This is a genomic window from Streptoverticillium olivoreticuli subsp. olivoreticuli (assembly GCF_003391135.1).
In the GTDB taxonomy this organism is placed as follows: Bacteria; Actinomycetota; Actinomycetes; order Streptomycetales; family Streptomycetaceae; genus Streptomyces; species Streptomyces blastmyceticus.
Genome location: NZ_CP031455.1, coordinates 8,532,997 through 8,545,299, shown reverse-complemented (window position 1 = coordinate 8,545,299; position 12,303 = coordinate 8,532,997). Strand labels below are relative to the sequence as shown.

General features: G+C 71.4%; 16 protein-coding genes. 8 read left to right on the top strand and 8 right to left on the bottom strand.

Features of this window, described 5'->3' with window-relative positions:
* Positions 1-105 precede the first annotated feature (105 nt).
* Positions 106-1,179 (top strand): PP2C family protein-serine/threonine phosphatase, encoded by a 1,074-nt coding sequence (locus DXZ73_RS36570; RefSeq protein ID WP_240351653.1) that lies wholly within the window; start codon positions 106-108, stop codon positions 1,177-1,179.
* A 47-nt stretch (positions 1,180-1,226) separates the two neighbouring features.
* Here DXZ73_RS36570 and DXZ73_RS36565 read toward each other — a convergent pair whose 3' ends face one another.
* Positions 1,227-1,727 (bottom strand): DUF1003 domain-containing protein, encoded by a 501-nt coding sequence (locus tag DXZ73_RS36565; RefSeq protein ID WP_116215231.1) that lies wholly within the window; start codon positions 1,725-1,727, stop codon positions 1,227-1,229.
* 201 nt (positions 1,728-1,928) lie between these two features.
* On the opposite strand from DXZ73_RS36565, the gene DXZ73_RS36560 reads away from it, so the two are divergent.
* Complete coding sequence (locus DXZ73_RS36560; RefSeq protein ID WP_116215229.1) at positions 1,929-2,582, top strand: cysteine hydrolase; 654 nt, start codon at positions 1,929-1,931, stop codon at positions 2,580-2,582.
* A gap of 44 nt (positions 2,583-2,626) precedes the next feature.
* On the top strand, positions 2,627-3,115 hold the full coding sequence (locus DXZ73_RS36555) for a glutathione peroxidase (protein WP_116215227.1): 489 nt from the start codon (positions 2,627-2,629) through the stop codon (positions 3,113-3,115).
* A gap of 20 nt (positions 3,116-3,135) precedes the next feature.
* On the opposite strand, the gene DXZ73_RS36550 is transcribed toward DXZ73_RS36555, so the two are convergent.
* The 4 genes from DXZ73_RS36550 to DXZ73_RS36535 all read right to left on the bottom strand — a co-directional run bounded on the left by DXZ73_RS36550 (position 3,136) and on the right by DXZ73_RS36535 (position 6,891).
* Positions 3,136-3,711, bottom strand: a complete 576-nt coding sequence (locus DXZ73_RS36550; RefSeq protein WP_116215226.1) for a CGNR zinc finger domain-containing protein — start codon at positions 3,709-3,711, stop codon at positions 3,136-3,138.
* Between the two features lie 98 nt (positions 3,712-3,809).
* The gene (locus DXZ73_RS36545; protein WP_116215225.1) at positions 3,810-4,658 is read right to left on the bottom strand and encodes an MBL fold metallo-hydrolase; all 849 of its coding nucleotides are present in this window, start codon (positions 4,656-4,658) and stop codon (positions 3,810-3,812) included.
* Between the two features lie 145 nt (positions 4,659-4,803).
* Positions 4,804-6,060, bottom strand: a complete 1,257-nt coding sequence (locus DXZ73_RS36540) for a hypothetical protein (protein WP_116215223.1) — start codon at positions 6,058-6,060, stop codon at positions 4,804-4,806.
* Between the two features lie 3 nt (positions 6,061-6,063).
* Positions 6,064-6,891: an alpha/beta fold hydrolase gene (locus DXZ73_RS36535; protein ID WP_116215221.1), complete on the bottom strand. Its 828-nt coding sequence runs from the start codon at positions 6,889-6,891 to the stop codon at positions 6,064-6,066.
* A 219-nt stretch (positions 6,892-7,110) separates the two neighbouring features.
* On the opposite strand from DXZ73_RS36535, the gene DXZ73_RS36530 reads away from it, so the two are divergent.
* Entirely contained in the window at positions 7,111-7,641 is a 531-nt protein-coding gene (locus tag DXZ73_RS36530; RefSeq protein ID WP_162890472.1) for a hypothetical protein, read from the top strand.
* Here DXZ73_RS36530 and DXZ73_RS36525 read toward each other — a convergent pair.
* Entirely contained in the window at positions 7,631-8,455 is an 825-nt protein-coding gene (locus DXZ73_RS36525; protein WP_116216119.1) for an alpha/beta fold hydrolase, read from the bottom strand. The genes DXZ73_RS36530 and DXZ73_RS36525 overlap by 11 nt on opposite strands.
* Positions 8,456-8,592: 137 nt before the next feature.
* On the opposite strand from DXZ73_RS36525, the gene DXZ73_RS36520 reads away from it, so the two are divergent.
* Positions 8,593-9,558, top strand: a complete 966-nt coding sequence (locus DXZ73_RS36520) for a helix-turn-helix domain-containing protein (protein ID WP_116215218.1) — start codon at positions 8,593-8,595, stop codon at positions 9,556-9,558.
* Here the strand turns inward: DXZ73_RS36520 and DXZ73_RS36515 are convergent.
* Both DXZ73_RS36515 and DXZ73_RS36510 read right to left on the bottom strand, forming a co-directional pair.
* The gene (locus DXZ73_RS36515) at positions 9,476-9,865 is read right to left on the bottom strand and encodes a hypothetical protein (RefSeq protein WP_162889885.1); all 390 of its coding nucleotides are present in this window, start codon (positions 9,863-9,865) and stop codon (positions 9,476-9,478) included. The genes DXZ73_RS36520 and DXZ73_RS36515 overlap by 83 nt on opposite strands.
* A 9-nt stretch (positions 9,866-9,874) precedes the next feature.
* Positions 9,875-10,789, bottom strand: a complete 915-nt coding sequence (locus DXZ73_RS36510) for a LysR family transcriptional regulator (RefSeq protein WP_116215216.1) — start codon at positions 10,787-10,789, stop codon at positions 9,875-9,877.
* A 120-nt stretch (positions 10,790-10,909) separates the two neighbouring features.
* On the opposite strand from DXZ73_RS36510, the gene DXZ73_RS36505 reads away from it, so the two are divergent.
* The 3 genes from DXZ73_RS36505 to DXZ73_RS36495 all read left to right on the top strand — a co-directional run bounded on the left by DXZ73_RS36505 (position 10,910) and on the right by DXZ73_RS36495 (position 12,302).
* Complete coding sequence (locus DXZ73_RS36505; RefSeq protein ID WP_116215214.1) at positions 10,910-11,260, top strand: DoxX family protein; 351 nt, start codon at positions 10,910-10,912, stop codon at positions 11,258-11,260.
* Positions 11,261-11,358: 98 nt separating this feature from the next.
* Positions 11,359-12,012, top strand: a complete 654-nt coding sequence (locus DXZ73_RS36500) for a GmrSD restriction endonuclease domain-containing protein (RefSeq protein ID WP_425315895.1) — start codon at positions 11,359-11,361, stop codon at positions 12,010-12,012.
* Positions 12,012-12,302, top strand: a complete 291-nt coding sequence (locus DXZ73_RS36495) for a hypothetical protein (protein ID WP_116215212.1) — start codon at positions 12,012-12,014, stop codon at positions 12,300-12,302. The genes DXZ73_RS36500 and DXZ73_RS36495 overlap by 1 nt, the downstream gene beginning before the upstream one ends.
* Position 12,303 lies beyond the last annotated feature (1 nt).

The following is a 12,303-nucleotide window of genomic DNA, read 5'->3' as shown; positions in this document are numbered from 1 at the left end:
CCATGACTGGCAGCCGTCATCCGGCCCGAGGATGCTTGAGCGTGTCGACCAGCGCGGAAGAGCGGGAGCGGGCACGTGAGGGCACCGGGCGCGAGGCGCACTGCCGTGGGGCGCTGGTGCCTGCGCCACCTCCAGCTGCTGCCCGTCCTGCTGCTCTGCGCAGGCGCCCTCCTCGACTACAACACCTCCCCGCACTTCAGCGCCGAGGCCTTCTACACGGCGGCACCGATGACGGCCGCCGCTCTGCTGTCGCTGCGCGCGACGATCCTGGCGGGCATCGGCGCCTGTGCCGCCGACGCCGCGCTGCTCACCCACTTCGGCTTCCTCGGGGATTCCGGCGGGCGGAGCGAGCTGGCGGCGGTCGCGACCGTTTCGGCCTTCGCCGTCGTCGTCAACCGCCTCATGTACTACAGCGCCGCACAGCTGCACTCCGCCCGCAAGATCGCCCTCGCCGTGCAACGCGCCGTGCTGCCGCAGCCACCGGCCTCGATCGGGCACCTGAGGATCGCCGTGCGTTACCAGTCGGCCGTGAAAGGCGCGCAGATCGGCGGTGACCTGTACGGCGTGCAGGACACTCCGTACGGCGTGCGCTGCCTGGTCGGCGACGTGCGGGGCAAGGGCATGGAGGCCGTCAAGGCGGTGGACGTGGCGCTGGGGGTGTTCCGGGAGGCCGCCGAGGAGGAGCCCACGCTCGTCCGGCTCGCGGCCCGGCTGGAGCGGGCGCTGCTCCGGGAGGCGAGGCGGCGGGCGGGACCCGAGCGGACCGAAGGGTTCGTCACCGGCGTGCTCGCCGAGATCCCGCACTCCGGCGACGAACTGCGGCTGCTCAACCGCGGCCACCCGGCGCCGCTGCTGCTGCACGGCGGCGAGGTGCGCAGCGCGGAACCCTCCGAGCCGACCCTCCCCCTGGCGCTGGGAGAGCTGGGCTCCGACGAGGACCGGATCGACACCCTGCCGTTCCCCCCGGGGACGACACTCCTCCTGTACACCGACGGCCTCACCGAGGCGCGGAACCGTGCCGGGGTCTTCTACGACCCCGGCGCCCGCTTGACCGGGCAGGTTTTCTCCGGCCCGGACGCGCTCCTCGACGCCCTCCTCACCGATGTGCGCCACCACACCGGTGGCTGCATCACGGACGACATGGCCCTGCTCGCGGTGACGCTCGACGCGGGCCACTGACTCCGGGCGCGGTCGCGGTCGTCCTCGACCTCGAGTGGACGAGGCGGTCAGCCGGCCGGGAGCTCGCCTTCGGGCTCGTCGGCCGTCGGGGTGTCGATGACCGGTACCGGTTCGAGGCCGATCTTCTCGGCGATCCGGGTCAGCAGCGCGTCCTGCGCGGCGAGGTGGCCCTGCAGGTGCGCCATCTCGTGCAGGGTCGCGCTCGCGTCGTGGAAGGTCGCCTCGGAGCGCTTGTCCGAAGCGGCCGCCTGCACGTTCTGGCCCACCATGATGACGGACAGCAGGACGAGCTGCAGGAAGGTCTGCGCCACCCAGGACACGATGGCCGCCGAACCGGCGTCGATGGCGTCCGGGAGGCTGATCAGGTCGAACAGCGCGAAGGCGTAGGCGCACCACATGCTGCCGACCGCCCGCGTGACGACGATCGCGACCTTGGTGTTGAACCGCGTGACCGCGCTGCCGCGCGGGTGCTGGTCGGTGACCTTCACCGGTCCCCGGGCGTCCCGTGCGGCGATGTGCGGGTGGGGCAGATGCTGATAGATCGTCATGACCTGACTTCCTGTCGAGGGGCCGGGCCCCACGGTCGCGTCCGGCGGGGTGAGCGGCTCGCTGCCCGACTCCGCCCGCATTGCGGTTGTACCCCGCAACGCGCGTGCTCGGGGTGTGAGTTCGGTCAGGACTGTGCAAGTTCCCCATCGCGTCCGCGCGTATGCGCGGCCGCGGGCGGGACAGCGGATAGCGTCGCGTCCATGGATGAACGAAGTGGGCTGGCCGTTCCCCGTTCGCTCGAGGAGGCGTGCGACCCGCAGCGCCTGGCACTGCTGGTGTACGACATGCAGGTCGGCATCCTGGAGCAGATCGGTGAGCGTGACCGTGTCGTCAGCCGGGTGACGGAGGTGGTCGGGGCCGCCCGCGCCGCGGGGGTCCGTACGTACTTCCTGCGCCATGTCACGCTTCCCGTCGAGCTGATGGGTGTCTCCCAGTTGCGCATGTGGCGGGGGTGGCAGCGGGCCGAGCGGGCGACCGATGTGCTGTCCCCCTTCCCGCCGCACGCCGCGCACACCCAGCTCCTCCCCGAGCTGCGGCCCACGGACCGCGAGGCGGTGGTGGACAAGATCACCATGTCGGCGTTCGAGGGGACGTGGCTCGACATCGCGTTGCGCGACTGCGGGATCACGACCGTGGCCGTCGTCGGTGTCGCCATGGAGATCGGGATCGAGCCCACCGTGCGCCACGCGGCGGACCTCGGCTATATCCCGGTCGTGATCACCGATGCCTGTGGGGCGGGCGACACGGAGGCCGCCGAGCACTCATTGGCGGCGCTCCGCTTCGCGGGCGATGCCGTGCTGACCACGGCCGAGGAGTTCCGCTCCGTGCTCTCCCGGTCGTCGGCGCGGACATAGCCCGGTCTGCCGTTCGTCCGGGTACCCGGCTAGCATCCGGTCACATGTCTGTTCACGAAGTAGAGATCAACGCGCTCCAGGGCGGTTCCGCGGACCTGCGGCAGTACCTGGGCAAGGCCGTGCTCATCGTCAACGTCGCCTCCAGATGCGGCCTCACCCCTCAGTACGCCGGCCTGGAGGGGCTGCACGAGCGGTATGCCGCTCGCGGCTTCACCGTCCTCGGCGTCCCCTGCAACCAGTTCATGGGCCAGGAGCCCGGCACGTCGCAGGAGATCGCCGAGTTCTGCTCGGCGACGTACGGGGTGACCTTCCCCATGACCGAGAAGATCGAGGTCAACGGGGACGGGCGGCACCCGCTGTACGACGAACTCGTCACCACCGCGGACGCCGAGGGCCACACCGGGGACATCCGCTGGAACTTCGAGAAGTTCCTCATCGCCCCCGACGGCACGGTGGCGGCCCGCTTCGCCCCGCAGGCCGAACCGGACTCCGCCGAGGTCGTCGCGGCCGTCGAGAAGAACCTCCCCGCCTGAGCCGTCCGAGCGGCGCGGCCTTAAGCGGAGGGGGATCTGCGCCGGGCGCGGGAGGCGCGGAGGTTGGCCGCGTTGCCGCAGGTGTGGACGTCGTGCCAGACGCCGCTGTTGTTGCGGGAGCGGTCGTAGAACGCTGCCGCGCAGCGGTCGTTGCGGCAGGACTTCAGGCGGCGCCAGAGGTCGGTGCGCTGGGCTTCGTAGGTCTCGACGATGCTCAGGGAGGCCACCCGCTGCCAGCCGGTGCCGTGGGGGTCTGCGTGGATCCGGCCGTCGGGGCCGAGCCGCAGCGTGGCCGTGGTGGTGAGCGGCGCGGGCTCGGCGTCGTCGGCGCGGACCGCGCGTTGGAGGTCCGTACGGAAGGCGCGCAGTTTTTCCAGGTCCTGGCCGTCGAGCGTGATGGGCGTGTGGGGGCGGCCGGTGGCCCGGGTCCAGGAGGCCAGTGCGGCGTCGAGCCACTCCTGCGCGGCGCCGAGGTCGTCCAGGAGGTCCGGCATGCGCGGCTTGCCCATGGCGATGGTGTTGAGCAGGTCCTGGACGAAGGCGAGCCCGCCCGGGGCCGGGGTGAGGGATCCACGTGCGGTCGCCGGCCATTCCATGGGCGGGTCGCCTCCTTTTTCCTGCCGCGGTGCCTGGTCCGTACGCGGTCGGTACCAGTGTCACCGATCCCCGGCGGCGCCCCCGGGCCGGGGCCACGTCAGCCGAGCAGTCCGAGCGCGCCGTACCAGAGCGGGCCCGGGTTGAGCCGGTCGCCGTGGAGCCTCATCATCCGGTCGAAGAACTCGCGCGGGGCCGGCTTCTCGGCGAGCAGCCGCTGGGCGTCGCGCAGGTATTGCCGGGTCTCCTCCAGGATGGCCGGGTCGTCGGCGCGGTCCTTGTTCTTGTGGCCCGCGACGACGGCGCGCGGCTGGAGCGCGGCGATGCGGTCGATGGCCTCCAGCCATGCCGCGAGGCCGCCGTCGCCGCCTTCGAGGATGTACGGGTGCACGCCGTTGTAGACGATGTCACCGGCGACCACGAGGCCGATCGACGGCACGTGCAGGAACGTGGTGTCGTCGGTGTCGGTGTGTCCGGCCTCGTACGCCTCGAGGACGTTGCCCTCCAGCAGGAACCCCTGGTCGGGGATCGGCCGGGCGAGCACCGTGGTGTCGCCGATCAGGCCGGGGAAGACCTTGTCCCACAGCTGTTCACGGCCTTCGGTCGCCTGCCGGCGCATGAGCCGGATGGTGCCCTCGGTGGCATACACGGTGGCGCCGGGGAAGCGCTCGACGAGCTGCGCGGCACCGAACCAGTGATCGCCGTGCCCGTGGGTGGCGTAGATGTACGCCAGCCGCTTGCCGGACCGCTCGATCCAGTCGCCGACCTTCTCGGTCTGCTCGCGGGTCATCGGCGGATCGACCAGGACGGCGTCCCTCTCTCCGTGGATCAGGGTGGACGACAGCGGTGACGACACGATCGGGTCGCCGTTCGGCATGCGCTGGTCACCGGCCCTCGGTGTGCCGTCCGAGACGAAGACCTCGTACGACAGGGGCGTGGGTGTGGTCATGGCGGACCGTCTCCTCGGCTTTCGGTGTCTGTGGGAGGGGGTGCGTGAAGCGCCGTGTCGGGCAAGGCCGCGGCCGGGCGCTCTGCCTGGCGCCGGTCCGGCGTCACCTCGACCCTATGACATAACCGTAACACTTACGACTATGTCATTCGGGGTGGGTGACGATCCCGGCCATCACCGAGGAGACCGGATCACCGTCGAATACGCCCCGGAGCTCCTCGACGCCTTGGCGCCGCTGTGCGGGGGTGAGGGAGACGTAGTGCTCGATCCGTTCGTTGAACGTGCGCCGGAATCGCGCGTAGAGCTCGTCGTCCTCCCGGATCCGGCCCGCGATCTCCACGAGGGCCGCCGTCCCGGCGAAATCGTCCTCGGGTATCCGGTGACGCGGCAGGACGTCCGCGAACCGTCCGGCGGTCCGGCCGAAGAGTGTGCCGTCGAGCTGCCGCACGGTGAAGACATGCGCGTAGTGCTGTTCGTGGATGGCCAGCGGCAGCCGCCCGAGAGCCAGCGCCTCGTGGAGCGCCGTGAGTCCGGGGGCGAGCAGGTAGTCAGGGGCGCTTGCCACCTGTCTCAGCAGTTCGCGCTGCGGAAGGAAACAGCAGTCGGCCCGCCTTCCGGCGACGGAGACGGTCCGCTCCCGGTGCTCGCCGAAGGGCCCGCCGCAGACCAGGACGCGCGGGAACCGGTGCCAGTCGCGCAGCAGATCCGTGATCCATCGGTGGAGCAGTCGCACGTAGTCGTTGTTGACGTCGAAATCCAGGAGGAAATTCTTGAATCCGCCGACGTTGATCAGCAGGTCGTATTCCGGCTCGGCATCGCCCGGCACCTTCCGCAGGCCTTCGAGGTCGATGACCGAGCCGGTCACGTGCATCGCACAGCCGGTTTCGAGAGCGGCGAATTCGGCCGCGCGCCGTGTGACGCCCGGGAAGTTCTGGACCACGCTGTGCGTGGCGAGCAGATGGGCCGCGACGACGCGCTCGTGCGGTGAGAGAACCTCCAAGTGCCGGTCGGCGGCGGCGAAGGACGAGCGCGGCATGCTCGCGCACAGCTCGCGGATCTCGGTCAGCGGGCGTCCGACCTGCCAGAAGCTCAACAGGCTGTCCACCATGACCACCGGTCGGCGCGCCACGACGGACCGCACGACCAAGGCGGCGTCCATGACCGAGACCACCAGATCACCGGTCCGCAGCAGGTCATCGACCATCGCGGAACCGGCCTCCGCCGTCTCCTGGGTGGCGGCTTCGCGTATGTCGTCGAAGGCGTCGGCGTTGCGCCGCGCAAACACCGCCGACACGCCGTCGCCCACGAATACCCGTTCGTGGCCGGAGAGCAGCCGGGAGACCGCGACGAGTTCGGAAGCCGGGCCGAAGCCGCAGTTCTGGGCCCCCATCAGGATGCGCACGCTTCAGCCCTGGAGCGGTGAAGGGGCCGGAGCCGTCGCGGCGGGGAGCAATTCGACGAGCCGCTGGGCGAATTCGGCCGGGTATTGCGCATAGCCGGTGTGGCCGCCGGGGAACTCCGCGAGTCCGCGGCCGAGCCACTCCGCGAGAACGGCCGCCGGACGGTGGATGAGATGTGTGCGGGAGTCGCGGCCGCCCGCCATGACGATCCGGTCCGCCGCGGCGGCGAGCGCGGTGAGATCGGGAACGAAGCGCGTGGTCGGCCGGATGATGTGGGCCAGGAAGAACGCGTTGTTGTCCTGCGCCTCGGGCAGGGCCGGCGCGCGGTGTCCGCCGAATGCGGGCCGGAGCTTGCGCAAGGCCGGTGCGACACCCTCGCGGAGAAATGCCTCGTGGGCGTCTTCGAAGAATGCCAGGTGCTTCTCGGCGTCCGGCAGGAGTGCCATGGCGGGCGGTTCGTGTGCGATCACCGACCGGACGCGGCCCTGGTGGCGAAGGACGAGTTCGAGCGCGACCAGCGCACCCGAGCAGCTGCCGAACACATGCGCCCGCTCGTCCGCCGCAGCGAGGTGATTCAGCAGACGGCAGGCGTCGTCGGTGTGCACCTCGACCTTCTGGTCCTCCGGCGGGCCGTCGAGCAAGCTGCGCGAGTTGCCGCGCGGGTCGTACGTGATGACGCGGTGGTCCGTGGCGAGGACGGCGGCCAGGCGCCCGAAGACGGCCGCGTCGAGGCCGCCGCCCGCGATGAGGAGCAGGAGCGGCCCCGTGCCGCGCACTTCGAAGTAGAGCCTGGCGCCGGGCACTTCCAGCGTGCCGATCTCCAAGGCGTCCATCACACTCCAGGGTCGGAACCGCGTGGCGTCGGAGGGTCACCACCAGGCTACTCACGGCGAGGAGTTCGGAGAACAGGACCCGCCGCGGCCGGGCGCGCGCATGCCGTCACGCGCCCTCCGCGAGTCCGCTCGTGTTCCCTCACTCCTGAGCGCCCGTCTCGCGCGTACGTGAACGGGGCATCGCATACCTCACGTCACTCGCCGCGAAGGAGACCACGCATGACGGTCAGCAGATCATGGATGCGTTCCGTAGCCCTGGCGGCCGTCACCGCGCTGGTCACATGCGTGCCGGCCCCGGCGTCCGCCCACCCGCCTCCACCCGGGCAACTGCAGTGTCAGGGAACCGAGTCCGTCACGTACGACCCGGGGGTCACCCTCCTGCCACGAAAATTCGACGTCAGGACCGTCGGGCGGTTCGGCCTGTGCGTCGACAGTGCGGGCGAGGTGACGAGCGGATCGTACGGGGAGCATTTCTCCCTCTCCGCCGGCTGCAACGATCTCCTCGGCGGGTTCAAGGAACAGCGGACCTTCGCATGGGACACCGGCGACAGCAGCGTCGTCGAGGCCGACGGCAGCAGCACCGCCGTGGCGGGTCAGGTCGTCACCACGATCACCGGCACTGTCACCCGAGGCCGCTTCCTGGGCCGGACCGCGGTGCAGGTCATCACGCTTCCGCAACCGGGGGTACTGCAGTGCCTGACCACTGGCTTCACGGGCGCGAAGGGCGTGACCACGCTCGTCATCGCATGAGGCGACCGGCCCCGCCAGGACCGGAGACGAAGTCCTCCAGTGCCGCGGCGACCGCTTCGGGAGCCTCCAGGGGCAGCAGGTGCCCGCTGCCCGGGACAACGCCGAACCGTGCCTGGGGGGCGTAGGGCAGCAGGTGACGGCGCAGGACGTGCGGCGGCTCGACCTTGTCGTGTTCACCGGCCAGGACGACGACGGGGACGTCGATCGCCCTGGCGGCGTCCGTGACGTCCGCCGCGATGCCCCGCAACGGCCACTCCCGGCGGGCCGCGTCATCGCCCGCCAGGCTGTCGCGCACGACGGCGCTCCTGACGGTTTCCTCCAACGGGGCGGCGGTCAGGGCGTCGTCGAGCGCCTGCCCGACGGTCCGCGCCGAGTCGTAGGCGTGCGCGAGCGAGCGCCGGTGCTCGACGGTCAGACCGGCGGGCGGCTCCGGCGGCGCGGGGGCCAGCAACGCCAGCCCTGCCAGGCCCGCCGGGCGCCGGGCCGCGACGAGCTGGCAGACCTTGCCGCCCATCGAGTGCCCGACGAGAACGAACCTGTCGAGGCCCAGGCCCTCCACCAGACCGATGAGGTCGTCGGCGAGCTGGTCGAGGTGGTACGGGCCGGGCAGCGCCCGTGACGAGCTCCAACCGCGCTGGTCGAAACGGGCCGTGTCGCGATCGGCCGGGAGCCGCTCCACGACCGCGTCCCACGTACCGGCGGACCCGCCCCAGTAGTGCGCGAACACCAGCGTCGGCCCGCGCTGTCCGCGCCTGCGCACATCGAGTGTGCCGCCCGCCACGGGAACCCTGTGGATTGTGGTTTCTGTAGACACGATGGCCTCCGTCCGAAAGGGCGAGGAGCGCACGCGGCGCCGCTCCCGCCCGAGTTCACACCCCGTACCTGCGGGGTACGGCGGAGACGCTACAGTCGGCCCACGAAGGCAAACCGGTCGAAAGGCGCACGCTTCTTATGGAAAGCGGTCAGCTCCCCGGAGTCCGGCAGCTGCGGTACGCCCCGGCCGTCGGGGCGGGGTTCGGTGTGGAGGTGCTCAGCTTCGAGCGGCTGCGGCGCATGGACCGCGGCTGTCGCCGGACCTGGCCCCAGCGCCCGGACTTCCACGTCCTGGCCCTGGTCGCGTCGGGCACCGGGCGCCACATGGCCGACTTCGTCGACCACCCGTTGCGGGAGCGGACCGTCGTATGGATCCGGCCGGGCGTGGTGCACCGCTGGACCGATGTCGAGGATCTGGACGGCCCCCTGGTCCTGTTCGCACCGGGTTTCCTGCCCGCTCCGGGCCCCGCGGCGCACGCGGCGGGGGACGTATTCGCCTCCAGTTGCTGGCAGTTGGAGGAGGACGCCTGGGAGCTGGGCCTGAGGGCCGCGGATCACCTGGGCCACGAGCACGCGGCGGCCGTGTCGGTCCCGCGGCTCGCTTCGGCACCGCTGCTCGCCCACCTGCTGTCAGCGCTCGTGCTGCGGGTGCTGCCGCCCGGTCCGGTCCCGCCCCCGGCGGGGAGTGCGGAGGAGCTCGCGGTCTTCCGCCGCTACCGGGCCACGGTGGAGGAGCGGTTCGCCCGACAGCACCACGTCGCCGACTACGCCTCCGCGCTCGGCTACGGACGGCGGACGCTGACCAGGGCGACCCGGGCCGCCACCGGCCTGGGCGCCAAGCAGTTCCTCGATCAGCGGATCCTGCTGGAGGCCAAGCGGCTGCTCGCGCACACCGGCCTTCCCGTCGCGCGCTGCGCGGAGCGCCTCGGTTTCCACGACGCCGCGAACTTCACCACGTTCTTCCAGCGGCAGGCGGGGTTGCCGCCGAGCAGCTGGCGCGCCGAGCACGACAGCCCTGCGCTCACTCTTCTCCCAGCGACACCTCGATCGCGTCGAGAAGCCGGGCGAAGCCGTCCGGTGCGGCCGCGACAGAGCTCCGGCTGATGACGTTTCCCGTCTCGTGCTGCTCCCGCGCGACGTTGACCACGGTGTACGAGACCTGGGCGCCCTTCGGTGTCGCGGTCACCCGATATTCACCGCGGTACCACCAGTCACCTTGCATAACAGCCGTGAAGGCATCCGGATACACGGCGAACCTCGTGTGGCCATCGGTGGGCGTGATCCTGGGGACCAAGTGGCCGAAGATCTCCGGAGGGGGCGCGGCGATCTCGCGTTCGAGTTCCAGCAGCACGGTATGCGGCGTCGGCCGCACGAGCGGCGCGCTTTTCTCATGAGCTGTCTGATCCGTCACGCGGCCACCTTACTCAAGTGCCCTTTCCCCGGCCCGGGTTCCGCTGTCCAGGCAGCTGCGGACGAAGTCCTGGACGGCGGGGTCGGTGTCGTCGGCGGGGGCCCAGGCGACGCCGACCCGGCTGGGGCCGACGCCGCTGACGGGGCGGTAGGTGATGCCGGGGCGGGCGTAGAAGCGGGCGGCGGATTCGGGGGCGAGGGCGATGCCGTAGCCGTTGGCGATCGCGCTGAGCCAGTCGTCGGGCCGGTCGGTGACGGCGCCGATGCGGACCGGCCGGCCCTCGCGTTCGTCGGCGGCCAGCCAGTGGTCCCGCCACGGGCCCGTCTCGGGCGGGGCCGCGACGAACGGCTCGTCCCACAGGTCCCGGAAGGGGATCAGGTCGCGCGCGGCGAAGGGGTGTGCCGTGGGGAGCGCGACCCAGCGGGGCTCGGTGAACAGCGTCTCCACCCGCAGGGTGTCCTGGCCGGGGAAGGGCAGCCGCAGCAGGGCGACGTCGGTGTCCCCGCTCGCGAGTCCGGCGGTCGGGTCGGACCAGGCGGCCTGCCGCATGTCGGCACGCCAGCCCGGCCGTCGGCGGGCGAACTCCGCGACGATTGCCTGGGTCGCCTCGTTGGCGGCACTGGCCATGAAGCCCACGCGCAGCACGCGTTCCGCCCGGCCGGCCGCGCGCCCGGTCTCCCGCAGGATCCGGTCCCAGTCGGCCAGCAGGGCGGGCGCCCGTTCCGCCAGGGCCCGGCCCGCCGGGGTGAGGGTCATGCCGGTCCGGGACCGTACGAACAGCGGCACTCCGAGCCGGGTCTCCAGCTGCCTGATCTGTTTGGTCAGCGCCGGCTGGGAGACGAAGAGCCGTTCCGCGGCGCGGGTGAGGTTTCCTTCGTCCGCCACGGCGACGAAGTAGCGCAACAGCCGGGTGTCGACGTCCATGCCATCAGGTTATGGATCCAGGTATTGGACGCCGATCCGGGGCTCGTCGAGGCTTGTTCCGGCGAGCGCGGCAATGCCTCGCCGACGCACACGCTGTGCTCGTACGGAAAGGGGAGGCGCATGTTCATCGCCTATGCGGTCATCACCGTCATCGCGATCGTGGCGAACGCCGGGATCGCCGTCGCGGACTTCTCGAAGGCCGCGTTCGTCCTGGCCAACTCGGCGGAGGTGGGAGTGCCACGGGCCTGGTTGCCGTGGCTCGCCGCGCTCAAGGCCGCCGGCGCCGCCGGGCTCCTGCTCGGGCTCCTGGGCCTGAGGTTCATCGGCGTCGCCGCCGCGACGGGGCTCGTCCTGTTCTTCTGCGGCGCCGTCGCCGCGCACGTCCGTACGCGCGTCTACCGCAACATCGCGTTCCCCGGCGGCTACCTGGGGCTGGCCACGGCGTCGCTCGTCCTCGCCGTCGCGCGATAGACGTCCCGGTGCCGCAGCTCTCCGGATCCACTGCTCCACCCGAGTGGCCTTCGCCCGATCTTCGCGGCTCGACCGAGCGCGGTCGGTAATTTCGCCTCGTGATCACCACCTACGTACGGCGATCGGCCACGGCCGTCGCCCTCGCGCTGACCGCCCTTCTCAGCCCGGTCGTCGCGGTTCCCGCCGCGGCCGTGCCCCTCCAACTGCCCGAGCCGTCCCCGGTGGACGCCGCCCGCGACGAGCTCGCGGACCTGATCGTCGAGGCGCCGCACTCGATGAACGGCTACTCGCGGGCGAAGTTCCCGCACTGGGCGCAGCAGGGCAACAACTGCGACACCCGCGAAGTCGTCCTGAAGCGTGACGGCAAGGACGTCACCGCGGACGCCCAGTGCCGAGCCGTCTCCGGCTCCTGGTTCAGCCCGTACGACGGCAAGACCTTGAACTCGGCGTCCCAGGTGGACATCGACCACGTGGTGCCGCTCGCCAACGCCTGGCGGTCCGGGGCCGACGGCTGGACGACCCCCGAGCGCAAGATGTTCGCGAACGACCTGGATCACTCGCAGCTGATCGCGGTGTCCGCGGCCTCCAACAGGAGCAAGGGCGACCAGTCGCCCGACAAGTGGAGTCCGCCGAGCCGCGCCTACTGGTGCACGTACTCCCGCGCCTGGGTGGACATCAAGCACATCTACGAGCTGTCGGTGACACCGCCGGAGGAAGAGCAGCTCGCCAAGATGCTCGACACCTGCGACTGATGGCCGACGGGCCCGGGCAGCGGTATGCCGACACGGTGACCGCCGGTCCCGGTGGCGCGATGACCGACGAGGTCGGCGTCATCAGCGGTGACGTCACCGTGGTCACCGCCCTGCGGCCGGACGGGCGGGCGGTGGTGCGGATCCAGTACCTCGGGGCCGACGAGTGGTACACCCTCACCGGCAGCCCCGCCGCCGTACCGCCGGAGGGTCTGCGGCCTCTGCACGACGCGGTCGTGGAGGCCGTGCGCCGCGGTGGCGAGGCCGTCGTCCCCGGGCCCGGTCAGCGGTAGG